Origin of the sequence: Paenibacillus sp. FSL W8-0186 (assembly GCF_037969765.1) — a bacterium.
Lineage (GTDB): Bacteria > Bacillota > Bacilli > Paenibacillales > Paenibacillaceae > Fontibacillus > Fontibacillus woosongensis.
The window spans coordinates 983,910-1,010,068 of sequence record NZ_CP150207.1; the positions used below are offsets into that span (position 1 = coordinate 983,910).

The window sequence follows — 26,159 nt, forward strand, 5'->3', positions numbered from 1 at the left end:
GCTGAACCATGAATTACGTAATTCCTATTATTACACTTATCGTCGGCTTGGTCGGCGGTTTCTTCATTGGCGTATTCTATTTGCGCCAACAATTGATGAAGATGCAGAATGATCCGCAAATGCTTCAGAAGATGGCGAAGCAAATGGGCTACAATTTGAACGGGCAGCAAATGCAGCGCGCTCAGCAAATGATGAAGAAGCAGGGCATGACGCAGCCGCAAGGCCGCCGGAAGAAGAAATAATAGGTAGTCTATTTTTACGACAGACACACTCTGCTCCCTGGATAGGGAGAACAGGAAGGAGGAGGCGCGAGTGGCAGGCGTCAAAGATTATGTAAATACTCAGGTTGGAGCCAACCGGGAGAAAATTGAACACCATGTCCGCGAAATATTGAAGCTGATTGGTGAAGATGTTGAGCGGGAAGGCCTTATCGATACACCGGCACGGGTAGCCCGGATGTACGAAGAAATATACGGCGGTTACGAAGTGGATCCTCGCGATGTGCTTGGAGTTACGTTCGAGGAGAACCATGAAGAACTCGTAATCGTAAAGGATATCGTGTACTACAGTCAATGCGAGCACCACACGGCCCCTTTCTTCGGCAAGGTGCATATCGGCTATATCCCGAGCGGCAGAATCGCCGGACTTAGCAAACTGGCCCGTTTGGTGGAGGCGGTCACCCGCAGACTGCAGGTACAGGAGCGCATTACGTCGCAAATCGCCGACATTATGGACGAGGTTCTTAAGCCGCAAGGTGTGATGGTCGTCGTGGAAGGCGAGCATCTCTGCATGTGTGCCCGCGGCATTAAGAAGCCGGGAAGCAAGACGGTGACCTCGGCCGTACGGGGAACGTTCCGTTCTGATGCAGCTTCTAGAGCAGAGTTTTTGTCGCTGATTAAGGAATAGTGAACGGTTGCTCTAGCTCAAAACCCTAAAAACAAAACACGCCTTCATGGCGTGTTTTTTTGTTTCCTTTTAAATTTGTTAATTCAACGCATTTCGTTATCCTCTAAGGATGCCTTCTTTATTTAGTTTGGATATGTGTCTTGAAGCGGGAGGGTAAAGCGTACCGTCGCCCCGCAAGCTGGATTGTTCTCGGCGCAAATCTGTCCTCCATGATGCTGAATCAGCAGCTTGGCGATATATAAACCAAGCCCCGAGTGTCCTTTTTGCCTGGAGGATGAGTGATTCCCCTGATAAAACTGCTTGAATGCCTGTTGCAGATCCTGCGGCTGTGCAAACCCTGCTCCATTATCCGTGATAGACATCATCACCTGCTGCCCGGTAATTTCGATGCGCCATTGAATCCGTCCGGCTTCAGGCGTATACCGGATGCTGTTCGACACGAGGTTATCGAGGACCTGAATGATGCGATACGGATCGAAGATGACAGGATTGTTGACCGTTCGGTAATCGTTAATCTCAGTATCGAAAGTTATATTCTTATCCTTGCATAAGGCGGCATATTCCACGGTTTTATGGTCCGCAAATTCTTCAATGTCCACTGGAAGCGGCTGGAGCCGAAACGACATCTTCTCAAGCTCCGCAATGGTGTTCATATCCTGCAGGAGTTTTGAAGCGCGGATGGTGTTGCGCCGGATAACCTGCAGATATTGTGCTCTTTTGTCCGCATAAGCTTCTCCCTCCATTTGTTCCATCCCCTCGACATGCCCTTGAATAATCGTAAGCGGCGTACGCAAATCGTGAGCGAGCGCTGCAAACATGGTACTTCTTTCTTTTTCCATTCTCCATTCCCGCTCAATGGAATGCTCCAGCTCCTGCCGCATGTCTTCAAAAGCATTCGTCAAACGGTTTACTTCCGTTATGGGTGAAGTCCCGGTCATGGAAAAGCGTAAATTTTGCGCTTTAATCATCTCGGCTCCTTGCAGAAGCTGCTGTAATGGAGCGTTGATCATCCGGCTGAACCGCCTACCGAATATGAAGGTGAACAAGATGATATATAGAAATGGCGATAGGAAAAAAGTCAGGAATCCAAAGGTTACGATGGGGTTAAGCGCTGGATTGGCTGCCGTCACTTTCAGGTGATATCCCAGCAGAAGAGCGCCTATGAATTCTCCGTTCCGGGACATCACCGGTATATATTTAACGAATTGATCGAGGCTGCTGTGCGTCTGGTTCAAGCGTGCCAGGAGCTTCTGCCGGTTAAGTGATTCTGTTATTTGAAGATCCCCGTATAAGATTTCACCCGCAGGCGACACAACTAGGTAGTTTATGCCCTGTGAGGGGATTACCTTTTCCAGCCCCGCTTGTCCCTGCGTGCTCATGATGGAATCGCCTTGGGTTTTCGCGTACTCTGAAATGACGGGGATTTGCGCTTCGTAATGATTCGCCGGGAACAAATTGTCATGATTGAACAAGTAGCCAAGCAGCAGCACGAGAATTCCCCAGGTGATAAATGTAGCCAGCAAGCTGCAGGCTAGAATGGAGACGAAGTGTCGGGCAAACGTATTTTTTATGGAGCGTTGCTTGGTCATTTGGGATCCCACTTGTAGCCGATGCCCCAGACGGTTTGAATATAGGTACGGTCTTGTGCATGGGCAGCCAGCTTGGCCCGGATTTTCTTGATATGCTCCGTGATTGTGGAATCGTCACCCTCTGCGTCAAAACCCCATAACTTCTCATAGATTTGTTCTCGAGAAAAAACCTGCCCCTGATGCATGGCTAACAATTCTACGATCTGATACTCCTTATTCGTAAGGGCGATGTTATGTCCATTACAGTTCACGGTATGTCCCTTGCAATCGATCGTCAGAGATGGAAACCGAAGGACGCCTTGTTCTTTTTGCATATGGATTCTCTGTTCTCTCCGCAGATGGGCATGGATTCTGGCCTTTAATTCTGCGAGGCTGAAGGGCTTGAGCAGATAATCATCCCCGCCCGCGGCCAGCCCCCGAATACGGTCCACTTCACTCTGACAGGCGCTCAGAAACACAATGGGACATTGCGTCGTTTCCCTAAGCTGCTCGCATACTTCAATGCCGTTCATCTCAGGCATCATCACATCGAGAATGATCAGCGAGGGCTGCTGTTGGCTCTGGATTAAGGCATCCCGCCCGTTACCGGCCGTAAGTACGCGATAGCCTTCAAGCTCCAGCGCATCTTGTATAAAAGCAATGATTTCTTCTTCATCATCTACCAATAGGATCGTTTCGTTTGCCATATTCATTTACACCCTCCAGAAACTAGCTATAAAAAGGTCCATCTTGTTATTGTACACGTCAATTCTAAAGAATAAATAAAGAAAGTCGAATTAGTCCAATTTGTAGATCTTTATCCTTTCTTTATGATTGTATCTTAACCTGAAGGCATCATGATAAGGAGGCACGAGGATGGCAATGAAATCACAATCAAGAATAGAGCTGATAGACAGCTTAAGGGGATTTGCACTTTTAGGAATCATTCTGGTCAACGTCACCTTTTTCACAACGTCGCTTCAGACGATCTCATATGGGGTTGATTTATGGTCTGGCTGGTATAATGAGCTGGCAATGCTGCTGCGGGGGATTGTCATTAACGGCAAATTTGTACTCATTTTTTCTTTCTTGTTTGGTTTTGGCATGGTATTGCTGCAGGAGAGCAGTCAGGCCAAAGGAAGAAGCTTCAACCGCATTTATTTCCGGAGATTAACGGCTTTATTATTGTTCGGTTTGCTCCATGGAATCTTCATCTGGTATGGAGACATTCTGACACACTATGCGCTGATGGGCTTTCTCCTTATGCTGTTTCAGCGCTGCAAGCCGAGAACGATGCTGATTTGGTCTCTGATCCTGCTGTTGATCGTTCCCGTCCTCGTGACGGGCGCCAGTCTGTTGAGCAGCACTGCAGGCCAAGCGCTTGAGCCGATGAGCCAAGCGGATGCCCGTCAGATAGGAGTCTATTACCAAGAACGGGATGCGGCCATATACGGCGAGGGGACCGTTGCCCAGATGACCATTCAGCGGGTGAATGATTTTATTGGCTCCATCTTTAATATGCTGCTCTTTTACCCGCAAATACTAGGCATGTTCTTGATGGGCGCCTACTTCTGCAAACGCCGATTCTTGCATAAGATTCAGGAGAACCGGAAGGGAATACTCCGACTGGTTCTCATTGGCGGAAGCGTAGGTCTTGTGCTTCAGCTCGTTATATCACTGACGAAGAAAGGGCTTCCGTTCTGGGGCGAGGCGGCAGCATTGTTCGTAGGGGCGCCGCTCTTAGCTCTGGCCTATATCGGAACATTTGCACTTTTATATCAACACAAACTCTGGAAAAAGGTACTCCATTGGTTTTCCTACCCTGGGAAAATGGCCTTCACAAACTATCTGCTTCAATCGGTCCTTTGCGGATTGATCTTTTACAGCTACGGTCTGGGATGGTATGGAAAGATCGAGCCAGTCTTGCAAATGTTAATTGCTGTCGGCATTTTTGCTCTGCAAGCGGTATTTAGCCGGGTCTGGTTCAATTGGCTTCCGATCGGACCTCTCGAATATGTTTGGCGCCTGTTCACTTATTGGGGAAATCCGCTGAATCGAGGCGAGAAAGGGAAGGCTGCTTCTGTTCATGAAGCACCATGAATTAAATCTTCACTGCATCAAAGCACCTAAGCTTTAAATAAAAGCCTTGCAATTTTGTTCCGGGGTGTAATACAATGCTTCTAAATTCATCAACACAATATGTTCAAACAAGCGATGATGGAAAGAGTAAGTGAAAGAACGTTCCTGACAGGAAAGGGCTGCCACCGACTGAGAGCGCCCGGGCGAAGGTTCTCCGCTGAAGTTCATTCCGGAGCTGGTAGGCTGATAATCTGCATGCTTCGTGCAGAGAGTAGGTTTACCCGTAACCCTTGCGTTAAGAGGTTCAAGTGAGATGTGCCTGCTTATTTCGGCATATCTAATAAGGGTGGTACCACGACTCCTCGTCCCTTTCCGGGCGGGGGTCTTTTTGTTTTATACACTGGAAAATGGGGAGAGGAGAATGTAAATGAGTCAACGTTTGGAACAATTAAGATCAGAGCTGGATTCCGTGAATCTGCAGCTGCTGGAACTGTTGTCGGAGCGGGCGCGGATCGCCCAGGAGATCGGTCAGGAGAAGCAAAAACAGGGCGTTCCTGCTTTTGATCCGGTACGCGAGAAAAAAATGCTGGATGCTCTGGTGGAGCATAACGAAGGTCCTTTCGATAATGAAACGGTACGTCATTTATTTAAACAGATTTTTCAGGCATCGTTAAAGCTGCAGCAGGTCGATCATAAGAAGCATCTGCTCGTCAGCCGGAAGAAGAAGCAGGAAGATACGCTGGTTCAGCTGGGCAGCACGGTGATTGGCGGCGGCACACCGGTAATGATTGCAGGGCCGTGCTCGGTTGAAAGCTATGAACAAGTGCGCCAGGTTGCAGCGGCCTTGAAGCAAGCGGGGATGACGGTCATGCGCGGCGGTGCGTTTAAACCGAGAACATCGCCCTACGATTTTCAGGGCTTGGGCATCGATGGCCTGAAAATTCTGAAGGACGTGGCGTCCGAGTTCGGGCTGAAGACGATTAGCGAAATCGTGGACCCAGCGCATATTGAGCTTGCGTGCGAATACATTGACGTCATTCAGATTGGTGCGCGGAACATGCAGAACTTTGAGCTGCTAAAAGCGGCAGGCAACGTTCGGACGCCAGTGCTGCTGAAGCGTGGTCTCGCGGCTACGATCGATGAATTCGTACACGCTGCGGAATACATCGTTTCCCGCGGTAATACGCAGGTCATGCTAATTGAACGCGGCATACGGACGTACGAGAAGGCTACGAGAAACACCTTGGACATCTCGGCGGTGCCGATTCTGAAGCAAGAAACGCATCTTCCGGTGCTCGTGGATGTGACGCATTCCACAGGGCGCAAAGACATCCTGGCCCCTTGTGCCAGAGCGGCTCTAGCTGCAGGCGCAGACGGTGTCATGGTTGAGGTGCATCCTGATCCGGCAACAGCGCTCTCTGATGCGGCGCAGCAGCTGAATATTCCGGAATTCCATGATTTCCTGGCAAGCGTGAGGAAGTCGGGTTTGCTGTAAACATTGTGCAATAAAGATGAAGTGGTAACGCAGGTTCAACCCGCCTCTAAACGTAGAGGCAGGTTCAACCCGCCTCTAAACGTAGAGGCGGGTTTTTTCCATTACGAAGCTAGTGGCAATATTTACATTTTTGAAGAAATAATGCAAACTGTTAATCAAATGATAAAAAGGTTATTGTTGGATATTCCGGATTTCAAGAAGGTGTTCAACATGGTATGGACCATAGTTCTGATGAGGTGAAGTATGGATAACAATACATTATTGTCAGTTAATAATTTATGTAAAACGTATACTGCTGCTGAAAATCGCATATCAGCACTAAAAGATATTACTTTCGATTTAAACAGAGGTGAACTTCTGGTTGTTATGGGGACAAGCGGCTCTGGAAAAAGTACTCTTCTACAAATCATTGGTGCGCTCGATAGTCCTGATCAGGGAAAAATTTCCTTAAACGGCGTTCTCCAAGACAAAATGTTTATGGAGCCGTATGCTACCCAGTACCGAAGTGAAAATATAGGTTTTATATTTCAATCATTTCACTTACTAAAAGATTTATCGCTTGAAGAAAATATAGCTTTGCCATTAATACTTAAGGGAGCTGGCGGTTCGGAAATAAAAAGAAAAGTGAATGAAATGCTTGATTTAGTTGGGTTAACTTCATGGAGAAAGCAACGGCCTATGCAACTTTCCGGTGGACAGCAGCAACGGGTTGCTATCGGCAGATCACTTATAATGAGGCCGCCAATCATACTTGCGGATGAGCCAACTGGAAATTTAGACTTTAATACATCAAGAGAAATTTTAAATGTATTGATAGAGATGAAAAGGCAGTTGAACCAAAGTATTATTCTCGTTACGCATGATGCAAATGTCGCCGCCTACGGGGATCGGATATTGTTTTTTCATGATGGCGAGATAGTAGATACATACGTCAAAAATACTGAAGAAGCAGACATGGACTGCATCATGGATAAGTTAAGAAGCATTATGGAGAGAGCATCATGATAAGGTCTATTTATGGCATAGCATTCCGTTTTTTTAAAACAAATCGTTTCGTTTCTATTTCATCGGTTTTTAGTGTAACAATTGCGGTATCCATTATTTTGGTTATGACAATATTTGTTTCTAATGCCACTCAATCTTACCGTGATGAAATAAAAAAATTATATGGAAATATGGATATAATGGTCGGCTTTAACCTAGAGCAAGGAAGACAAATTGATTTAAAGCTATTGAATCAAATCACATCAATTCCAGGAATAGAGCAATCATCTCCTGTATTAATAGATCGCTTACGGGTTGATTTACTTCAAGACGATGTATACACCGTAGGAGCTGAATCTGATGACCTTGTTAAAAGTAGATACCACTTTACTGAGTCTATTTCCGATAATGAAGCGATTATAAATGCTGGGCTTGCCGAAGCACTAAATATTACGGTAGGTCAGTCCTTAAAAGTCGAAAGTAGAGATTTTATAGTAAAAGAAATATTAGATGATATAAAAGGCTGGGGACCCGTATCAGACATTCTTATTATACCGAGGAGCACCTTTAAGGAATTGAAGTATGCTCAAACAGGTGTTGTAAATGAATCGTCCTATGTTTTGATTAAAAATCAGCCTAAGGTGAACTCTTATGAGATAGCTAGATGGCTTCGGCAAATCGACCAAACATTAAGAATAGATATTATTGAAGAGGAGCCGGATATTAAGGCTAATTTTCAATCCTTGCGGATATACATCACCTTACTGTCTTTATTAGTAGTATTCATTACCGCACTATTAATCATATCTAATTTTCAGACATATTTATACAAATATAAGCAGCAATTCGCGATTATGCGTTCCATGGGTGCAGTAACCCATGATCTATTTAAAATTATTTTTATTCAATGCTCAATTATTAATTTATTGGGGGGAACATTAGGATATATAGCCGCTTTTATCGCAATTAATTACTCACAGATATGGTTTGAGCAGTTGTTTAATATCTCAGTTGAAGCTCTTATTTTTAACAATAGTTTAGCCCTTATTGTTCTGGTGATAAGTATAGCTATACTAGAACTATTTATGTTAATACCGGCATATCGTGGTAGTAGAATATTGCCGCTGAAAATGATGCAAAGTAATGAGCAGGCTGACTTTTCATTTTCGAATATGCGACGTATATTTGGAAGAATAATTATTTTTGCGGGGTTATTTTTCCTGCTCTTTGGTAAAGTTCTTGCCTCTGCTGATAGTCAGGTTTTACTTATCCTATTAGGATTATTATTCTTGATATTAGGTGTTTTTATATTGTTTCCGTTCTATCTGTCACCGCTATTGATTCGTTTACTGCCTTTGATTCAACGTTTATTTGGTAAAGTATCCTTCGTTGCAGTTAAGAATGTAATTCCTCAAGTGAGGAAAAATACATTCGTCATATTGATTTTGAGTTTGACAATGATGATTGCTGTTGTTGGATCAACCCTAATGTCAACGATACAGAGAAATGAAGCAAACTATATACGGGGAAATTATCCCACAGATATTGTTATTACAAGTCGGTTTAATGATCCCTCCTTAATTAACTATACAGATCTAAAATCTGCTGCGATTAAGGTTGAGGGCGTTATAAAGGCTAGTACGCTAAGTTCTTATAGCTCGATAAGATTGATGCATGATGGGAGTTACGTATCTTTCACATATTCTTTAGCAGATTTGAAAGAAATGATCAAGCAAGATCTATTACCAAACTATGATAGTAATTCAAATGATAATGTTTATATTACCCAGAAATTTGCATCGCAATATGACATTAGGGAAGGAGATATATTAGAGCTTGGAATGTATTCTGATGCAATGCAAAAAATTATTCCAACAGGTCAAGTTACAGTGGCAGGAATAGTAAAGAAATTACCAGGCTCTCTTGGTGACATGCTTATTGATTGGAGCAATGAGACTTACTTATGGGAATTTACAGTCTTAGATAGAATGTTTATTAGTGTGTCTCAGCCGGTCGAGCAGGTTATTGGTCAATTAGAAACATTAAAGGGGCAATTCCCTGGAATTCAGATTGATTATTATGAGCAGACAATGGAACAATCCAAACAAATGTTTTACCAACGCTGGTCCTTATTCATTATTGTACTAGTTGTCATGCTGGCAAGTGTATTAATGGGCGTTATAAATTCTTTGGTTAATAATATCCACAATAAGCGCAAAGAGTTGGCGATTCTTCGGACTTTATCCGTAACTCGTAGCGGAATAATTAGGGTTATTTTAACCCAGGTGATATTATATATTTCCATTGGTTTGCTGCTAGGGGCGGTAATTGGGGTGCTATTAACATATAGTCTGATGTTAATTGATCCAGTGGGGATTTATATTAATTATCAGGCGATGGGAATACTCGCAGTTACCGTAACAGGCGCAGTCATTTTAGTGTTATGGCCGTATTCTATTTATATTGGCCGCAGAAGCTTGCCGCATGAAATCACCCAGGAAGGGTAAAGTTAAGAAGAAGAAAACAGGCTGCTTTTCGGATAGCGTTCCGAGAGGCAGCCATTTTGTTTGTTGAATATCCATTAAAAAGGCTGCCACTTCAGCTTGCTCGCCTTTGCGAAGCGTTCGGCGACCTCCGGCCAGTAGACGACCTGCCACCAGTTTGCGATGTATTTGGCCCGCTCATTCTGGTGCTTCAGGTAATAGGAATGCTCCCAGACGTCAATCGGCAGCAGGGGAACCACATCCCATTGTGATAAATTCTGATGCTTCTCGGCCATCAGAATTTCCAGCCGGTGAGCACGCGGACTCCAAACGAGAATGGCCCAGCCACCGCCTTCTACTTTATCGGCGGCATTGGTGAACTGATTTTTGAAGGCGTCATAGCTGCCGAAATCCCTGCGGATTTGCTCGGCTAGGTCGCCCTCGGGCTTACCGCCTCCTTGAGGGTTCATCGTATCCCAGTAAATGGTATGGAGATAATGGCCTGCCCCGTTAAAGGCCAGCTCCCGTTCCCAGTGCTTGACTAGGTCGAAGTTGCCCGACTTACGGGCTTCTTGAAGCTTCTTCTCGGCCTTGTTCAAATTATCGACGTAGCTCTTATGATGAATGTCGTGATGGATTCGTACGGTTTTCTCATCGATATGCGGCTCTAAAGCGTTGTAGGCGTAGGGCAGGGGAGGGAGAGTATGTCCGCCGATCGGCACCGGACCGTCGCCGGATTTGCGGGATTGGTCAGGGACGGGGCTGAGGAATACACTGTTCTGGACTGTGGAATCGAATTCGTCTGATGAGGAAGCGGCCGAATCATTCGAGAACGGTTCTTCGATACTAAACGGCTGGTATGGTAAAGCGGTAGTCTCTTGCAGGTCGGTTATGGCGGGCAGCTCTTCCATGTTCCGCTTTATAGCCCCAGGAGAATTTAGTGTCTCGAGCACTCCCAGGAAGTATTCGGATTCGCGGATAATGTGGAGCAGCACCGTTTTTGCTAACGGAACGGATTTGACCGCAGCGCTGTATTCCAAAATGTAATAAAGCTGTCTTATGAATTCTCGGGACTGCCGGAACGCTGTATCCAATAAACGTTCCGTCTGCTGGACCAATTTCGGATCGCAAGCGGCCTCTGGGGAGGACAGTGCGTACTTGAGCAATTGATTGGCCACGTGCGTTGTTTCCTCCAGTACGATTTTCCAATCATCCAATAACTGGACGTAGCCCGGCTCCAGTCCGGGAACGATCGCTTTGATTACATCCGTATGCTCGCTTTCCTGCTGCTTCCAGAAGCGGATTTCCTCAAGGATGCGGACAGGCAAATAAGGCCCGTAAACCAATAGCATCGGGTTAGCCTCCTTCACGTTTAATCGCCATTAGCAGTTTATGTGAATGAAGGCCTGGCTTATGCTTGTTGGTTATGCGAGCCTGATCGGTTTAAGTTACTTAGCGGATTCTATCCGGCTAAGGAATGAGGACACTTTGCGCAAATAATCTTTGGGGTGCTCCCGAAAAATCATTTCATGATGGGAGCCTTCGACAATCCATACCTCAGATGCCTCGTTGGTTTGATTTTCGGCCAGTTTTTCAGCTATTGGATAAGGCGCCTTCTCGTCTTCGGTTCCGTGAATGAACAGAGTCGGGAAGGGGTAATCCATTGATTTGACCTCTGTATACGGAATCTGGCGCATGCTAGTGCCGTTGAGCACCGGGAGCAGCATGCCGATGATTTCCAGCGAGGGACGCCGTGGCAGGTCAATATGCTGACGGATATTATGATACATCGTATCCGGCTCCAACAGGAAGGTACTGTCGAGAATCATCCCGTCGATGTCTTTGCTCGTCAATGCGGCTTGCAGAGCCGTACCTGCGCCCATCGAAAATCCCCATACGACGATTTCATCAGCGCCTCGCTGTTTGGCCAGGTTGATGGCCCCAAGCAATTGCTCGGCTTCTTTTTTACCGCCGGTGGCGACCTCTTTGCTCTTCTGGGAGGCAAACCCGTAATCAAACATCAGGACGTTGTAGTTCAGCCGATTGGCATAATGCGCAAGATCATACATGGGGACCCAGGGCTCCTCACGATTAGCACCGTATCCATGGCTGAAGACGATAGTTTTGCGGGAATTCTCTGCAGGAATGTACCAGCCCTGCATCATGCGGCTGCCGTCGGCTGCCTGGAAGAGGACATCCTCATAAGCCAGGTTCTTGGACAGCTTTGGATTGGAATAGAGCGGAGCCACATTCGGGTTGGACAATACCCAGGCAATATAGCCATGCAGCACAATAAAACAGAACAGCAGAAAAAATAATGCGGATAATAACAGTGCCACTAGAATATGTTTGAGGCTGACATGACGTGCAGTCAGTACATCGATCGATGGTGTTGGAGTGTCCGTCTTTAACCCTGTATTTAAGGGAAGATCACTCCGGGTTGATGGACTCATGTTCTTCCCCTCCTAGTCGTATTCATACAATATATGCTCGGTATGGCTCCGAGATCAAAGACTAGAGTGACTTCGCAGTTTCTGTCGAATGTGGACGAATCATATAGAATAATCGTAAGGCAACAGGTTCGGTAAAGTCAATAATAGCCTGTTAAAGCATGACTCGGTGCATTGACGAGCGGGAATGGATTACATATAATTTATGTAACCACGTTTCACGTAGTGAAACTTATGGAGAGGTGAGGTCGTGTGGAAGACCGTAAACTAACCGTGCGCGCGGTAGAGCGGGCGCTTGATATATTAATGTGCTTTACGAAAGGGAATGAGTTTAGTTTAACGGAAATCGCCAGCAGCATCGGTCTGCATAAAAGTACGGTTCACCGGCTGATGACAACGTTGGAGGAGAAGGGGTTCGTCATTCGGGACAATGCTACGGAAAAATATCGGCTTGGCCTAAAAATATGGGAGCTGTCCGCGCATTTATCGCATAATGATGATCCGGCTGTTCTACTGCTTCCGCAAATGGAACAGCTTCGCGACCGGCTCGGAGAGACGGTCAGCCTGTATTTGCGGGATGGTACGGACCGGCTGAGAATCCAGGCTGTTCAGAGCAACCAAGCGATCCGCAGGGTCGCTGCGGTCGGTGCGAGACTGCCGCTGTACGTCGGGGCGTCCAGCAAGGTGTTGGTCGCCTACGCCGATGAATCGGTGCTGCAAGCCGTGCTGGACAGCCCTGATTGGCCCGCAGCCGTGGATAAAGGCCAATACGTGGCTCAGCTTCAGGAGATTCGCCAGCTTGGTTTTGCGACGAGCTACGAGGAGCGGGAGCCCGGAGCTGCAGCGGTGGCGGCGCCGATCTTCGATCGAAACGGCAAGGTGGCGGCAGCCTTATCCGTCTCGGGTCCGGTCAGTCGGTTGTCGCCGGACACGCTGATCGAATTTGGCCCCGTGCTGATCGAAGCGGCGCGGGATATGGGCATGATGATTCATGCCTAACATCCTGTAGATCATGGATGTTATTGATGCGTGCGTCGAAATTGTTGCCGCTATCCGGTGCAATGGGTCAACGCTAGATAGTATGAAAGAAAGGAGAGGCCTTAGGGCCTCTCCCTTTTTTGTGATGTTTTACGAGAAGTCAGTGGTCTGAAACAGCGGGATCATAGTTTCACGTTATTCTAGCGTGTCTGTAGCGGCTTGCGCCTCCTGTGCCTCCTGTGCCGATCATCTACTGCTTCACGCGGTACCACCCTACTGGCCAAGGAAGGCAGGAAGGGCGATGACGATGATGATGCCTAGAAATACGAGCCAGACCATCGGGTGGGCGAAGTTGAGCGTCCAGCCGATGCCGAATCTTTTTTCCACGAAAAACGAGGGGTCGTTCGGATTATAGTAAATAAAGCCAAGCTTCCATTGAGCATCGTCGTTGACCGGCTGTACCGGAGATCCGGTCTCTGAGCGTGCGACCCGGCTGCCTCCCTGTCCCGTTGTAAAGGAGAGAGCGACAGCGAACAACACGACAAAGATTGGGATGAGCAGGCTGACAAGCAAGATGATGCTGCTCTCAAGCTGGTATATCATATTCAGCTGGATGAATGAGAACAGGCTGACCATAGCTAGGCCGGACAACACGGTGAACATCGACCAGCGGCGGCGGAAGACCGCATTTTGCCGGACCGAACGCTCGGGATCTCCGGCGCTAAGCTGCTGCTTGCTCCGCAGAATACTCCAATTCACAAAGATAAAGATGGCGATGATTAACAATTGCATGATGTTAGGGAATAACACGGTAGTATAAGATTTGGCCGCACTGTTGATCACGTTGCCCTGCATATCGAATTTTAGGGCAATCTGCTCAGGGAATCGATCGTAATTGAAGAGCGCAGCAGCCGTGCTGGCCAATGTCAGGCCTACATGGATAAAGAACCATTTATTCGAAAGAACCAGCTTCTGGCGGTGGAAGGAGGTATCGACGGCAAGCACCGTTTTTCCTTTAGCCGCTGCGGGGAGGGAAGCCTTGATTTTCTTCATTTTGAAATGAAAGAGTATATTAAGCGCGATCGATATCACTGCGATTAAACTGATGACAACGCCGAGCAGGGTTCCTTGAAGCGTCGTATTGCTTTGCATGGAAGCATAAAGTCCGGCAAAAAGCAGCGGAATATAAATAACTAGGCTGATTGTCGCATATTGCTTGCGCATCCGGCGAAGCTGTTCGCTGCGAAAGGTTTCCTCGCTGACCGAAATCCCGAAGCTTATCGTCTCACGTGTCAGATAGGGCATGAAAGCAAGAGAGGCTACGATGGGAATAAACATTAATACAAGCATAAGCGTAAATAAAATAGGCATTATGCATTCTCCTTTTCGTTGTCGGTTTCGGTGATTTCCTGATGGATTCGCTCTACCAAATCCATTAACTGCTGTTTATCCATTCCCCGGCATATCGCTTCGGCGACGATCGGCTTCAGTTGGCTGTGCTGCTTGGCCATGAATTCCTCTGTGACTGGAGGCATGCCATCCGGATCAACGACGACCCCGCGCTGCCGATGCACCTGAATGTATCCGTCCTGCTTCAGCAGGGTGTACGCCTTGTTTACGGTATGAAGATTGATGCCAATATCCGAGGCCAAGCTCCGAACCGAGGGGAGCGGCTCTCCGAGCTTCAATCGTCCGCTGGCAATCCCTTCGATAATCTGATTGACCAGCTGTGTGTAAATAGGAACATCCGACTGCATATCCAGCTCTATAATCAAAATGGCACCTCCATCTGATAACTGTTATACATATAATATAACAGTTAAAACGAATATACACAATAGTTATTGAAAAATAGACGGTCGGACTGGACGGTTCTTTAATATTCTGGCGTTCTCATAAACTGTAGTTGCACTACTGCTCGAATGTCGTACTACTAGCGACGATGATAACGGATCCCCGGCATGCCGGATCACTGATGTGCCGCGCGCAGCTACCTGTGCTTTCGGTGCCTTGATTCCTAAGAAGCTGGTCAACCGATCAGGTGCCCGGATCATTAAGCGTACTGGATCGCTGAGCGTACCGATCACTGACGTGCCTGATCTCGTACCCGATCACCGAGCATATCAGATTACCGAGCGTATCGGATCACCGACGTGCCGAGCAGTCCTAACGGACACAGAGGGCGTTATTTGCCCTTATTTCGAGTAAATCCCCAAGTCACGGACACAGAAGACTCTATTTAGCAATCTACGGCTTGATTAGTGGTCGTTTTAGGCAAATAGGTGCACCTGAGTCCGTAAGTCTTCATTTTAGACCGATATTGGCCAAATAAAGGATTCAGGGTCCGTTCGTGTGCTGCTTTTCCCTGAATCTGCCGACCTTACCAATGCTACCGAACTTACGAGCCTATCAACAGTCACCGAGCCAACTGAACCACTGAAGCCAAGCAAAACTAACCAAACTAAACCGAGCCAATTGAATCACTGGAGAACCCAACCGAACCAACCGAACATAACTAACCAAACCACCCGCACTACCCGTACCAACCGCACTACCCGCACCAACCGAACTGACCTAACAAACCCAACTAATCAAACCACCCGCACCAACCAAACCAACAGAGTCAATCCAGCGAATCTAGCCAACTTGAGCTAAACGAACCAACCAACCCAACCAACCCAACCAACCCAACCAACCCAACCAACCCAACCCAACCCAACCAACCCAACCAACCCAACCAACCCAAACCCCTCGAATTGGCTTTAACCTTCATGTATAGCCAGTCGGTCCTTTTCCCGACTCCAAACGGCCTTCGGCCTGTCTATGTCAGCCGGACGGGGTCTGCTAAGTCCACATTCAGTTTTGAGTCTATCCCGCACCCGTACCCGCACCTGTACTCCCCTTAGACAAATGCCCAATTTCCTATATACTTCCTATAGCCGATACCGCTGATCCCCAATTTGCCGCCAAAAAAAGAATGTCCCACCCGAAAACCGGGCAGGACATTCCTTATGAACAGGTTATATATAATTACTTGCCAGCTTGGATCATCTGGCGCAGAACGGTTTGCAGAATGCCGCCGTTATGGTAGTAGTCGACATCAACCATGCTGTCGAGGCGGGCGATGACCGTAAATTCGAACTGTGTACCGTCTTGGCGGGTTGCTACAACGGTCAGCTCTTGGCCAGGCTTGACGTCATTGCTCAATCCGAGGATATCGAACGTCTCGGTGCCGTCAATGCCTAGCGTCTTCCAGCCATGTCCCTCTTGGAACTGGAGCGGAAGAACGCCCATGCCGACCAGGTTGCTGCGGTGAATCCGCTCGAAGCTTTCGGCGATGACCGCTTTAACGCCAAGCAGATAAGTTCCTTTGGCCGCCCAGTCGCGGGAGCTTCCCGTACCGTATTCTTTACCGGCGATGACGACGAGGTTCTGTCCATTGGCTTGATAGTTCATCGAAGCGTCGTAGATGGACATCAGCTCATCCGTAGGCAGGTATTTCGTTACGCCGCCTTCCGTGCCAGGAGCAACCTGGTTACGGATGCGGATGTTAGCAAACGTACCGCGCATCATGACTTCATGGTTACCGCGGCGGGAGCCGTAGGAGTTGAAGTCCTTGCGGGCAACGCCGTGATCGTTCAAGTAGATGCCCGCCGGGCTTGTTGGCGAAATGTTGCCGGCTGGCGAGATATGGTCGGTAGTAACCGAATCCCCGAGTAGGGCGAGTACGCGTGCTCCGCGAACGTCGGCGATGTCCTGAAGCCCTTCGCCGATTTTCTCGAAGAACGGCGGGTTCTGGATGTAAGTGGACTTCTCGTCCCACTCATACAATTCGCCTTCCGGAACCGGAATCGCATTCCAGCGCTCGTTCTGAGTAAATACGTTCTCGTATTTGCTGCGGAACATTTCTGGCTTCACGGAGAGACCGATCGCTTCTTTGATCTCCGCGGAAGTCGGCCAGATGTCTTTCAGATAGACCGGTTGATCGTTCTGGTCGTAGCCGATCGGATCGTTCTGCAGATCGATATTTACCGTTCCAGCCAGCGCGTAAGCGACGACAAGCGGCGGAGAAGCCAGGTAGTTGGCTTTAACCTGAGCATGCACGCGACCCTCGAAGTTCCGGTTACCCGACAGAACAGCAGCTACGGTAAGGTCGTTGTCGGCGATTGCTGCGCTGACCTCATCTGGAAGCGGACCGGAGTTGCCGATACAAGTTGCGCAGCCGTAACCAGCAACGTGGAAGCCGAGCGCTTCAAAGGAATCCATGAGTCCGGCTTTCTCCAGATATTCTGAAACGACAAGGGAACCTGGCGTCAAGCTGCTCTTCACGTAGCCTGGTTTCTTCAGGCCGCGCTCGACTGCTTTCTTCGCCAGCAATCCTGCGCCGATCATCACGCTTGGGTTGGAAGTATTCGTACAGCTCGTGATTGCAGCGATAACGACCGCTCCTGTTCCGAGCTCGCTTGTGCTGCCGTCAGGATGCTTGATCGTTACCTTCTGGTTGATCTTCTCATCGCTGAGCCCGTATCCGCCTTTATCGATCGGAGTCCGGATGATGTCGTTGAAGTTCTCCTTCATATCCGTCAGCTCGATGCGATCCTGCGGACGCTTAGGTCCTGCAAGGCTAGGTACGACAGAAGCAAGATCCAGCTCGATCAGATCGGTAAACTCAGGATCTACGGTGCTGCTCGTGCGGAACATGCCTTGTGCTTTATAGTACGCCTCAACAAGTGCGATTTGCTCTTCGGAACGGCCTGTGCTGCGCAGATATGCCAGCGTCTCGTCGTCTACCGGGAAGTAGCCGATTGTTGCGCCGTACTCAGGCGCCATGTTGGCAACTGTTGCACGGTCGGCAAGGCTGATGTTGGCAAGACCTGGTCCGTAGAACTCGACGAATTTGCCGACAACGCCTTTTTTACGCAGCATTTGCGTTACAGTAAGGGCGAGGTCGGTCGCCGTAGCGCCTTCCGTCAGGCTGCCGACAAGCTTAAAGCCGATCACCTCAGGTGCAACAAAATAGAGCGGTTGCCCGAGCATGCCAGCTTCAGCCTCGATGCCGCCGACACCCCAGCCCACTACACCAAGACCGTTAATCATCGTCGTATGGGAGTCGGTTCCAACGAGGGAATCCGGGAATACGACAGTTTCGCCGTCAATGGTTTTAGTAGCGGCTACAGATGCCAAATATTCCAGGTTGACTTGGTGAACGATACCCGTAGCCGGCGGAACAGCGCGGAAGTTATTGAAGGCGGTTTGCGCCCAGCGCAGGAAGCGGTAGCGCTCCTCATTGCGCTCGAATTCAACTTTCATATTGTATTCCAGCGCATCTGGCGTACCGAAGGCATCGACCATGACGGAGTGGTCAATAACGAGATCAACCGGGACAAGCGGATTGATCTGCTTCGGATCACCGCCAGCTTTCTTGACGGTGTCGCGCATCGCAGCAAGGTCAACGACGACGGGAACGCCCGTGAAGTCTTGAAGAACGATGCGGGCTGGAATAAACGGAATCTCTTTATTCTCATCGCGGCCTTGGCTCCAGCCGGCGATTTGCTTCACATGCTCCTCAGTGATGGCTCTGCCGTCAAATTGCCGAACGGCTGCTTCCAGAAGTACCTTAATGGAGAATGGCAGCTTGGAAACAGGGCCTAGTCCTTTCTCTTCCAACAGTTGCAGATCAAAGTAACGGTATTTCTTCCCGCCGGCTTCCAAGGTGCGGGAAACAGAGAAAAAATCCTTCGTTGACATGAATGTACCTCCTTGTTTCACTAGATGAAACGCTATTTCAAAATTATCACTACATTAAGTATAGCGTTCTCCTTGTTGCGAGTAAAGTACTTTTTGCTGGCAAACGGCCTGTTCTTTGCGGTATTGCACGCTTGCCCGGCGTAATTTTTCCAGCACATACTCAATCCTGTTCTTTCATATAAATGGGAATGATGAGGAGGGGATTTCAAAGTGAGCGATGAATGGAGAAGAACGTTATCCCTATATGTGAATCAGCATAATCAGGACGAAGTAGATTATCGCCCCAAGGCTGCTGAGGCCGAGGCCATTGTGGCTGATTTGGAATATTTAATGCGCCGCGGTGAACGCAAACGCCGGCTTCAGGAATGGTACAAGGAACGGCGGGCAACCCCGCTTCGCTGCGAAACCCGCGCCAAGCTGCTGCGGGAAATCGAGAATCGGGCCGGCGAGATCGAGGTTGAGCTCCAAATGGCCCGCAGGACATATTATGAAAAAGGGGGAGCCCGCCATCAAGAGGAGGTTATCGACCGGCAGCGGCTGACACTGGAACGGGAAGGCGGAGGCTGGATCATAACGCGAATCGAACAGCCTGTAGACGAGCGCCATGCTCCGTTCAAGCTGCCCCTGGATAGAGGCAGCGGAGAAGCGGGAGCCTTAGGCAAGCTGCCGGGTCCTTACCTTAATGCGCAAGTGCTCGGTCCGCGAACCTCGCGCAGCACGCCTTACCGGCGCGAGGATGCGGTTCTTTACGCCGATCGCTGGTGGGATGGGTTTAATCCCGAATTTGCCGAATTTGAAGTGGATTGTACCAATTATATATCCCAGTGTCTCTTTGCAGGAGGGGCTCCAATAAACTATACTGGAAAAAGAGAATCGGGCTGGTGGTATAAAGGGTATATCAAGGGCCGGGAGGCATGGAGCTACAGCTGGTCTGTCGCTAACGCTCTTGAGCGCCTATTGGCCCATAGCACTTCTGGGCTTCGAGCCGAAGCCGTAGATAACCCGGAGCAGCTCCAAATGGGAGACGTCATCATCTATGATTGGGACGGTGACGGAAGCTATCAGCATAGCACGATCGTGACCGCATTCGATGCCGGCGGAATGCCGCTGGTGAATGCCCATACTACTCCGAGCAAGCACCGATATTGGGATTACCGGAATTCATACGCTTGGAGCGAGAATACCGTGTATCGCTTTTTTCGGATTGTGGATCATTTTTGATGAGTTGAAGCTGGGCTATATGGAAATTCATTCTGCACGATAACTATTACGACGATCAAAGAAAGAGGTTACTCATGGGACAAGACAAACTCACCGTTGGACTTATTTACGGCGGTAAATCGGGAGAGCACGAAGTATCGCTGCAAACGGCCCTCGCGGTTTCACAGGCGTTTAACTATGACAAATACGAGCTGCTGCCTTTCTATATTACGAAGCGCGGGGAATGGCGGGTTGGAAATAAGCTCTCCGGCCCGTTTGCCGCTTTGGAAGAACTGAAGCTGGAGAGCGGAGCGCAAAATACGTCCGCGGCGATCAATATGCTGTTCGAGAAGCTTTCAGCCGGTACAGGGTCGATTGACGTCGCATTTCCGCTGCTGCATGGCACGTACGGCGAAGATGGCACGATTCAGGGCTTGTTCGAAATGGCAGATCTGCCGTATGTCGGCGCGGGCGTGCTGGCCTCGGCAGCCGGGATGGACAAAGTCGCCATGAAGAAACTGTTCGCCGAAGCGGGGCTGGCGCAGTGCGAGTACTGCTACTTCACGGCATCCGAATGGAGCCGGGGCAGCCATGCCATCGTTCAGGGAATTGAAGAGAAGCTGGGTTATCCCTGCTTCGTAAAACCGGCCAATTTAGGCTCCAGCGTCGGCATATCCAAGGCAAGATCGCGCGAGGAGTTGCTGGCGTCCGTCGCTACCGCGCTGCGATTCGATATGAAAGTTATCGTAGAGGAATTCGTGGACGCACGCGAGATCGAGGTCGGCGTGCTTGGCAACGACGAGCCGCTGGCATCCGTTCCGGGGGAGATCGTCTCTTCCAGTGAATACTATGACTATCAAGCCAAATATTTGGATGGCAAATCGCAAATGCTAATTCCGGCCGAGCTTGATACGGAGCTTGCGGAAGAAATTCGCGATTTGGCGGTGCGGGCATTTAAGGCGATATCAGGAAACGGACTGTGCCGGGCGGACTTCTTCGTGAAGAAGTCGGATCAAACCGTCTGGATTAACGAAGTGAACACGATGCCGGGATTCACGCCGTACAGCATGTATCCGCTGCTGTGGCGTGAAACGGGGGTTTCTTATGAGGCGCTGCTCGATCGGCTGATTGAGCTCGCCTTAGAACGCTATGAGGCCAGACAGAATCTGAATTTTGAGAACGGTCTGCAGTAATTCAATCAACTCATGATTCGCTAGGATTAATGGGAATGAAGATGGAAAGGAAGATCGATGATGGGCTTTCAAACCGAATTCAACTCAGTATGCAAATTCAAAAAAGAGCAGGAGCTGTACGAACTGCTGGAATACGGGCGCGGAAAAATGCTGAAGGAAGGCCTGCGCGTCTATCCGACGGGTCAGAAGGTGATTGCTTATTCGCCGGACAATAAAGCCGTGGCCATCGTGAAAATTACGGCCTGCGTATCCGAGATCAATTTTAACGGGGAAGAAGTTACATCCGTCGAGCTCCAGCTGGTGCGTCAGTTGACAGAGCAGGAAGCGGCCGTGCAGACGGCGCTTGCGCATGAAATGTTCTTCGGGGATGTGGAGAACGCTTGATTGTCCGCTTCGGTTACGTAGCTATGTCGACGGTCGTGAAGAATGCATCTCCATCCAAGACGATGACTTACAAGACGTTCAGCAGTCTAAGCGACCGGGAGGCGGCGGTGCGCCGTCTGGCGTCGATCGGGGCGGACAATCTGCACAACACGCTGCGGCTCCTTCGGCATAACGAAGCGAACGATATCAAAGTATATCGCTTCTCGTCCAAGCTGCTGCCCTTGGCGACACATGACGCCCTGTCTGACTGGAATCCTTATGCGGCTCTAAAAGACCAATTCCGGGAGGTAGGGGATTTTGTCAAACAACACGGCATGCGCGTCTCGTTCCATCCGGATCATTTCACGGTACTAAGCACGCCGCGTCCTGAGGTGCTGCACAGCTCGCAGCGCGATCTACGCCACCATGTTGCGATGCTTGAGGCTATGGGGCTGGATGGACGGGCGAAGAATAATATCCATGTCGGCGGCGCCTACGGAGACAAGCTGTCGGCTGCCGAGCGGTTCCGGGAAAATGTCACTGCGCTGCCGGACAGCATCAAGAACCGTCTGACGTTCGAGAATGACGACAAGACGTTCAACGCCCTCGAGACGCTGGAACTGTGCGAGACGCTAGGCATTCCGATGGTGCTCGATATTCATCATCAATGGGTGAATAATGAAGGAGAGCAGCCCGTGGATTTATGGCCCCGTATACAGCGCACATGGCAATCGCCGCATGCCCAGGCGGATTCACCGAGTTCAGATCCGCTGCCGCCTAAAATCCACGCCTCAAGCCCGAAAAGCGCGAGCGACCCCAGAGGTCATGCCGATCACGTTCTCGCTCAGCCGCTGCTGGATTTTCTTCGGGCCATCGCGCCTGCGACCAAGCGGGTCGATGTCATGCTGGAAGCGAAGCTGAAGGACGGAGCCCTGTTCGCGCTCATGGAGGATTTGCGCCAATATGAAGGGGATGGCGTGCAGTTGCTGAGCGAGGCCAGCGTACGAATTCAGCCTTAAAGGCATGCTTTGGCTTGAAAAGGACAGCAAAATAAGGTAAGTTGAACAAAAATAAGTTAAAATAAACAAACAAAATCTGCACTAAAATACAGTGTTCAGTTGGAGGTATGTTCTAATATGGGAGATTTACTCGCAGGAAAAAACATTATCGTAATGGGTGTTGCTAACGACCGCAGTATTGCCTGGGCTATTGCTCAGAGCTTGGCCGCTCAAGGAGCGCGTTTGGCATTTACATACGAGAGCGAGCGGGTGGAAGGCCGGGTACGCAAGCTGGCCGAGACGATTCCCAATTCGCTCATTCTTCCATGCAACGTGACGGTCGATGAAGAAATCGAACGCCTGGCGGAAACATTGAAGAGCGAACTCGGCGTACTGCATGGCGTTGTGCACAGCATAGCCTTTGCTAAGGCGGAAGACCTCGCCGGCGAATTCGCGGATACGTCCCGCGAAGGCTTCGCACTGGCGCATGACATCAGCGCATATTCGCTTGTAGCTGTATCAAAACGCCTAGCTCCGCTGATGACTGAAGGCGGCAGCATCATGACGATGACGTACATGGGCTCCGAGCGCGTCATGCGCAACTATAACGTGATGGGTGTTGCCAAGGCGGCATTGGAAGCATCCGTTCGTTATTTGGCAAACGATCTCGGACCGAAGAATATTCGCGTGAACGCAATCTCTGCAGGACCGATCCGTACGCTCGCGGCCAAGGGCATCAGCGATTTCAACTCGATCTTGAAGCAGGTGGAGGAGAAGGCGCCGCTGCGCAGAACGACTGAAACTGCGGAGGTGGGCGACACGGCGATGTTCCTGATGAGCCATCTTTCCCGCGGCATCACGGGAGAAGTTATATTTGTCGACGGCGGTTATAATATCGTTGGTGCATAAGTAAAATGATTGATGGGGAAAGTTCGTTTCCGAAGCAGATGCAGCGCTTTGGTTGCGGGCTTTTTCCATAAGGAAGGGAAAGCGGGTCAAGCCGCCCGAATCAGGCCGGGACGGGGTAGATGGATGCAACTTTAGAGGGTTCAAGACGTATAGTTTAACGAGAAGAGATTTACAAGATTAAGATAGAAAGTAGAGTGAAATCTATTGGAACCAATCGACAACGTGGTGGGCAGTAAAAGTCCGACAGCTGTGGCGATCAACTCCGCATCCAAAGCGGGGGAATGGATTAAGAGCAGGCTTGGCATGTACAAACAACTAGATACAAAGCTATCCCCACAGGATTTGGTGACGGATGTAGATAAAGGCGCGGAGCTGATGATTCGTAAGCTGATCCTTACTCATTTCCCGGATCATGATATTTTGGGCGAGGAAGGCGTACCGCCGGGTGCTGCAGCTTCAGAAGCGGCTCTGGCCAAAGCGAGATCCTCGGAATATTTATGGATTGTCGATCCGGTGGACGGCACGACGAATTTCGTTCACGGCTTTCCGTTTTTCTGCGTGTCGATCGCGTTGGCTCATCGCGGAGAAGTTATCGTTGGCGTAATTTATGACCCGCTGCGGGACGAACTATTCGTGGCCGAGAAAGGCAAGGGCGCTTACGTGCATGGCAATCCTACGAGGGTGTCAGAGGATGCGGAGCTGTCCGGCAGCGTTGTGGCCGTGGGCTTCAATCCGGATCGCCAGTTTGCGCTTCCGACGAATATGAAAGGGATTAACGCCTTAGCTCTGCAGACGCGCAGCATTCGAGCAGGAGGCTCCGCTGCGCTGCATCTTGCTTATGTGGCAGCAGGCCGCTTGAGCGGGTATTATGAGGTAGGGCTGAATGCCTGGGATGTTGCAGCGGGCGCCCTCCTTGTGAAGGAATCCGGAGGAATCGTAACAGACACGACAGGGAATCCTTATGATCTCGGCGTGCGTCACCTGGTGGCGACGAACGGCAAAATTCACGGCGAGCTGCTGCAATCCCTGAAGGACGCTGGTGCAACAGGCATGCAGTAAGAGGATTTTTTTCTATTCTGTAATTCCTTAAATCATTTTAGGATGAAGGAGTGTATCAGGATGAGCGAAGATCGCGAGAAATTGGAGAAAGAGCTTAGCGAATTGCTGGGCGATGCCGAGGAGCGTACGGAGGAGGAACGGCAGGAGGAGACGCGTAAGAGCCTGCCTCATAAGTACGAAATCCGCATACAAACAGAGCTTGACCCGATTGTGGAGGAAACGCTGAAATACCGCAGCATGGCTAAGGAAATCGATGGCCGGTATGATGAGTATTTGAAGAAGACTGCGCGTGACATCAAAAGCCCTGAATAATTCGGGGCTTTTATTTTCACAGAATCACATACTATCGCCGAAGCGTCTGATTGATAGGATAGACTGATCGGCCTTATACTTGCCAGGCTGCGCATGATGAGGAGTGGAGAGTCATTGTTTGTTAGAAAAATGGGGATACGATGTTCGGCAGCCAGTCTGCTTATGCTTGCGGCCCTGCTTTGTTTTCCGGTAACCTTCCTGACTGCAGAATCGCGTTCCTTGACTGGAGATCAGGCCCTTGAGCGGGCTATAGCGGTTCAGATGGAGGAGAAGGCCTATCATATCGTTGCGCTGGGCGACTCGATCAGTGCAGGTTATGAACCAGGCATGGATGAAAAGAGCGTCCCTTACGGCTATGTGGAACGGCTTAGGGAGCAGGGACTGTATTATGGCCGGACGAAGGTTCATAATTATGGGATTCTAGGCCTGACCAGCAGCGGTCTTAAAAATTATATATCCGCAATTCAAAGCGGCGAGGCGATACGGCCTGAAGCAATTCAGCGCGGCTTGCCCGATCCGCGCATTGCCGCCTTTGCCGCGGGAATCGCCGATACCCGGGCGGCGCTGGAGCAAGCGGATCTGATCACCATTACGATCGGCGGCAATGACCTGTATAGTCTGCTAACGGATATTGCGCACTACAGCCCGGCTGAAATCGAAGCCAAGGGGCGGGAGCTTCTGGCTGCATACACGCTCAACGTACGGGAGATTCTCGATGATTTGACAGCAATCAATCCTCGGGCCCAAATTATCCTGATGGATCAATACCAGCCTGTACCTAAAAGGATCGCCGGCTCGGCGTATACCGATTTGGAAAACGCCGCAGATACGTTTACAGCGGCGGTTGAAGGAATTGCCGGCGAATATGCCAGCCAAGGCAAGCTTGTGAAGGCGGCGCATGTGGCGCAGGCATTCAAGGGGCGGGAAATTGCGCTGACGCATATTTTGCCGGGTGGAGATATTCATCCTAGCCAGGCAGGGTATGAAGCGATTGCCAAAGCCGTAGCCGAAGAGGCATGGGGAAGCTACCGGGAGAACGGGAAATTGAAGGAGGGCGTACCGCTTCATATCGTGGTGAAGGGTGAGAAGCTGCAAACACCATATGCTCCGGTGCTCCTTCATAATCAGACCTTTCTGGCGCTTAAGGATATTACGGAGGCAATCGGAGCTTCCGCGAGATGGGACAGCCGCAGCAGCACGGCTACAGTGACGTACGGCGGGCGGACGGTTGTCATCCCGATCGGTGCGAGCCAAGTGATTGCGAATGGCGAGCTGGTCGCTACGCATAACCCGGCTTTTCTGTATAAAATCGGCCAGGAAGCCAAAACTTACGTTCCTTTAGCTGTGCTTGCCCAAGGCCTGGGGCTCGATGTACAGTATTCCGAGAAGAGTAAGACGGTATTTATCAATTTATAATCTTATGGCTTCGGCTAT

At 49.6% G+C, this 26,159-nt stretch carries 22 protein-coding genes; 15 read left to right on the forward strand and 7 right to left on the reverse strand.

Going from position 1 to position 26,159, the window contains the following annotated elements:
• Positions 1-8 precede the first annotated feature (8 nt).
• Positions 9-242 (forward strand): YneF family protein, encoded by a 234-nt coding sequence (locus MKX50_RS04175; protein ID WP_213595008.1) that lies wholly within the window; start codon positions 9-11, stop codon positions 240-242.
• A 70-nt stretch (positions 243-312) separates the two neighbouring features.
• On the forward strand, positions 313-906 hold the full coding sequence (gene folE, locus MKX50_RS04180; RefSeq protein ID WP_213595010.1) for a GTP cyclohydrolase I FolE: 594 nt from the start codon (positions 313-315) through the stop codon (positions 904-906).
• A gap of 122 nt (positions 907-1,028) precedes the next feature.
• Here the strand turns inward: folE and MKX50_RS04185 are convergent, their stop codons facing one another.
• Both MKX50_RS04185 and MKX50_RS04190 read right to left on the reverse strand, forming a co-directional pair.
• Positions 1,029-2,495, reverse strand: a complete 1,467-nt coding sequence (locus MKX50_RS04185) for a HAMP domain-containing sensor histidine kinase (protein WP_213595012.1) — start codon at positions 2,493-2,495, stop codon at positions 1,029-1,031.
• A complete protein-coding gene (locus tag MKX50_RS04190; RefSeq protein WP_213595014.1) occupies positions 2,492-3,187 on the reverse strand; it encodes a response regulator transcription factor in 696 nt (231 codons plus the stop codon). Before MKX50_RS04190 ends, MKX50_RS04185 begins: the two co-directional genes overlap by 4 nt.
• A 163-nt stretch (positions 3,188-3,350) precedes the next feature.
• On the opposite strand from MKX50_RS04190, the gene MKX50_RS04195 reads away from it, so the two are divergent.
• From MKX50_RS04195 to MKX50_RS04210, 4 genes are all read left to right on the forward strand, one after another.
• Positions 3,351-4,574 (forward strand): DUF418 domain-containing protein, encoded by a 1,224-nt coding sequence (locus MKX50_RS04195; RefSeq protein ID WP_339158495.1) that lies wholly within the window; start codon positions 3,351-3,353, stop codon positions 4,572-4,574.
• 406 nt (positions 4,575-4,980) lie between these two features.
• Positions 4,981-6,048 (forward strand): bifunctional 3-deoxy-7-phosphoheptulonate synthase/chorismate mutase, encoded by a 1,068-nt coding sequence (locus MKX50_RS04200; RefSeq protein ID WP_155611918.1) that lies wholly within the window; start codon positions 4,981-4,983, stop codon positions 6,046-6,048.
• A gap of 243 nt (positions 6,049-6,291) precedes the next feature.
• Positions 6,292-7,053, forward strand: a complete 762-nt coding sequence (locus tag MKX50_RS04205) for an ABC transporter ATP-binding protein (protein ID WP_339158496.1) — start codon at positions 6,292-6,294, stop codon at positions 7,051-7,053.
• Entirely contained in the window at positions 7,050-9,539 is a 2,490-nt protein-coding gene (locus MKX50_RS04210) for an FtsX-like permease family protein (RefSeq protein WP_213595022.1), read from the forward strand. Before MKX50_RS04205 ends, MKX50_RS04210 begins: the two co-directional genes overlap by 4 nt.
• A gap of 74 nt (positions 9,540-9,613) precedes the next feature.
• Here MKX50_RS04210 and MKX50_RS04215 read toward each other — a convergent pair whose 3' ends face one another.
• Positions 9,614-10,867: a Fe-Mn family superoxide dismutase gene (locus tag MKX50_RS04215; protein WP_213595024.1), complete on the reverse strand. Its 1,254-nt coding sequence runs from the start codon at positions 10,865-10,867 to the stop codon at positions 9,614-9,616.
• 96 nt (positions 10,868-10,963) lie between these two features.
• Complete coding sequence (locus MKX50_RS04220; protein ID WP_213595026.1) at positions 10,964-11,968, reverse strand: alpha/beta fold hydrolase; 1,005 nt, start codon at positions 11,966-11,968, stop codon at positions 10,964-10,966.
• Positions 11,969-12,217: 249 nt separating this feature from the next.
• Between MKX50_RS04220 and MKX50_RS04225 the strand changes: the two genes are divergently transcribed.
• Positions 12,218-12,964, forward strand: coding sequence for an IclR family transcriptional regulator (locus tag MKX50_RS04225; RefSeq protein WP_213595028.1), 747 nt, complete (start codon positions 12,218-12,220; stop codon positions 12,962-12,964).
• A 252-nt stretch (positions 12,965-13,216) separates the two neighbouring features.
• Here the strand turns inward: MKX50_RS04225 and MKX50_RS04230 are convergent, their stop codons facing one another.
• From MKX50_RS04230 to acnA, 3 genes are all read right to left on the reverse strand, one after another.
• Positions 13,217-14,314, reverse strand: a complete 1,098-nt coding sequence (locus MKX50_RS04230) for a DUF5808 domain-containing protein (protein ID WP_213595030.1) — start codon at positions 14,312-14,314, stop codon at positions 13,217-13,219.
• Positions 14,314-14,718: a GntR family transcriptional regulator gene (locus MKX50_RS04235; RefSeq protein WP_339158497.1), complete on the reverse strand. Its 405-nt coding sequence runs from the start codon at positions 14,716-14,718 to the stop codon at positions 14,314-14,316. Before MKX50_RS04235 ends, MKX50_RS04230 begins: the two co-directional genes overlap by 1 nt.
• Positions 14,719-15,973: 1,255 nt before the next feature.
• Entirely contained in the window at positions 15,974-18,691 is a 2,718-nt protein-coding gene (gene acnA, locus MKX50_RS04240; protein ID WP_213595033.1) for an aconitate hydratase AcnA, read from the reverse strand.
• Positions 18,692-18,901: 210 nt separating this feature from the next.
• On the opposite strand from acnA, the gene MKX50_RS04245 reads away from it, so the two are divergent.
• From MKX50_RS04245 to MKX50_RS04280, 8 genes are all read left to right on the forward strand, one after another.
• A complete protein-coding gene (locus MKX50_RS04245; protein ID WP_213595035.1) occupies positions 18,902-19,912 on the forward strand; it encodes an amidase domain-containing protein in 1,011 nt (336 codons plus the stop codon).
• Between the two features lie 74 nt (positions 19,913-19,986).
• Entirely contained in the window at positions 19,987-21,084 is a 1,098-nt protein-coding gene (locus MKX50_RS04250) for a D-alanine--D-alanine ligase (protein WP_213595037.1), read from the forward strand.
• A 60-nt stretch (positions 21,085-21,144) separates the two neighbouring features.
• The gene (locus MKX50_RS04255) at positions 21,145-21,468 is read left to right on the forward strand and encodes a hypothetical protein (RefSeq protein WP_055106514.1); all 324 of its coding nucleotides are present in this window, start codon (positions 21,145-21,147) and stop codon (positions 21,466-21,468) included.
• Complete coding sequence (uvsE, locus tag MKX50_RS04260; protein ID WP_339158498.1) at positions 21,465-22,466, forward strand: UV DNA damage repair endonuclease UvsE; 1,002 nt, start codon at positions 21,465-21,467, stop codon at positions 22,464-22,466. Before MKX50_RS04255 ends, uvsE begins: the two co-directional genes overlap by 4 nt.
• Positions 22,467-22,583: 117 nt before the next feature.
• Positions 22,584-23,354, forward strand: a complete 771-nt coding sequence (fabI, locus tag MKX50_RS04265) for an enoyl-ACP reductase FabI (protein ID WP_213595041.1) — start codon at positions 22,584-22,586, stop codon at positions 23,352-23,354.
• Positions 23,355-23,558: 204 nt separating this feature from the next.
• Positions 23,559-24,413: an inositol monophosphatase family protein gene (locus MKX50_RS04270; protein ID WP_213595043.1), complete on the forward strand. Its 855-nt coding sequence runs from the start codon at positions 23,559-23,561 to the stop codon at positions 24,411-24,413.
• Positions 24,414-24,473: 60 nt separating this feature from the next.
• Positions 24,474-24,725 carry a hypothetical protein gene (locus MKX50_RS04275; protein WP_155611929.1) on the forward strand — a complete coding sequence of 84 codons (252 nt, stop codon included), beginning with the start codon at positions 24,474-24,476 and terminating at the stop codon, positions 24,723-24,725.
• Between the two features lie 129 nt (positions 24,726-24,854).
• Positions 24,855-26,141, forward strand: coding sequence for a stalk domain-containing protein (locus MKX50_RS04280; RefSeq protein ID WP_339158499.1), 1,287 nt, complete (start codon positions 24,855-24,857; stop codon positions 26,139-26,141).
• Positions 26,142-26,159: the final 18 nt, after the last annotated feature.

Coding starts and splice junctions, on each gene's coding strand:
- MKX50_RS04275 (WP_155611929.1), top strand. CDS start 24,474: ATGAGCGAAGATCGCGAGAAATTGGAGAAAGAGCTTAGCGAATTGCTG.
- MKX50_RS04280 (WP_339158499.1), top strand. CDS start 24,855: ATGGGGATACGATGTTCGGCAGCCAGTCTGCTTATGCTTGCGGCCCTG.
- MKX50_RS04175 (WP_213595008.1), top strand. CDS start 9: ATGAATTACGTAATTCCTATTATTACACTTATCGTCGGCTTGGTCGGC.
- MKX50_RS04215 (WP_213595024.1), bottom strand. CDS start 10,867: ATGCTATTGGTTTACGGGCCTTATTTGCCTGTCCGCATCCTTGAGGAA.
- MKX50_RS04200 (WP_155611918.1), top strand. CDS start 4,981: ATGAGTCAACGTTTGGAACAATTAAGATCAGAGCTGGATTCCGTGAAT.
- fabI (WP_213595041.1), top strand. CDS start 22,584: ATGGGAGATTTACTCGCAGGAAAAAACATTATCGTAATGGGTGTTGCT.
- MKX50_RS04195 (WP_339158495.1), top strand. CDS start 3,351: ATGGCAATGAAATCACAATCAAGAATAGAGCTGATAGACAGCTTAAGG.
- MKX50_RS04220 (WP_213595026.1), bottom strand. CDS start 11,968: ATGAGTCCATCAACCCGGAGTGATCTTCCCTTAAATACAGGGTTAAAG.
- MKX50_RS04205 (WP_339158496.1), top strand. CDS start 6,292: ATGGATAACAATACATTATTGTCAGTTAATAATTTATGTAAAACGTAT.
- MKX50_RS04250 (WP_213595037.1), top strand. CDS start 19,987: ATGGGACAAGACAAACTCACCGTTGGACTTATTTACGGCGGTAAATCG.
- MKX50_RS04190 (WP_213595014.1), bottom strand. CDS start 3,187: ATGAATATGGCAAACGAAACGATCCTATTGGTAGATGATGAAGAAGAA.
- MKX50_RS04210 (WP_213595022.1), top strand. CDS start 7,050: ATGATAAGGTCTATTTATGGCATAGCATTCCGTTTTTTTAAAACAAAT.
- MKX50_RS04185 (WP_213595012.1), bottom strand. CDS start 2,495: ATGACCAAGCAACGCTCCATAAAAAATACGTTTGCCCGACACTTCGTC.
- MKX50_RS04230 (WP_213595030.1), bottom strand. CDS start 14,314: ATGCCTATTTTATTTACGCTTATGCTTGTATTAATGTTTATTCCCATC.
- MKX50_RS04255 (WP_055106514.1), top strand. CDS start 21,145: ATGGGCTTTCAAACCGAATTCAACTCAGTATGCAAATTCAAAAAAGAG.
- acnA (WP_213595033.1), bottom strand. CDS start 18,691: ATGTCAACGAAGGATTTTTTCTCTGTTTCCCGCACCTTGGAAGCCGGC.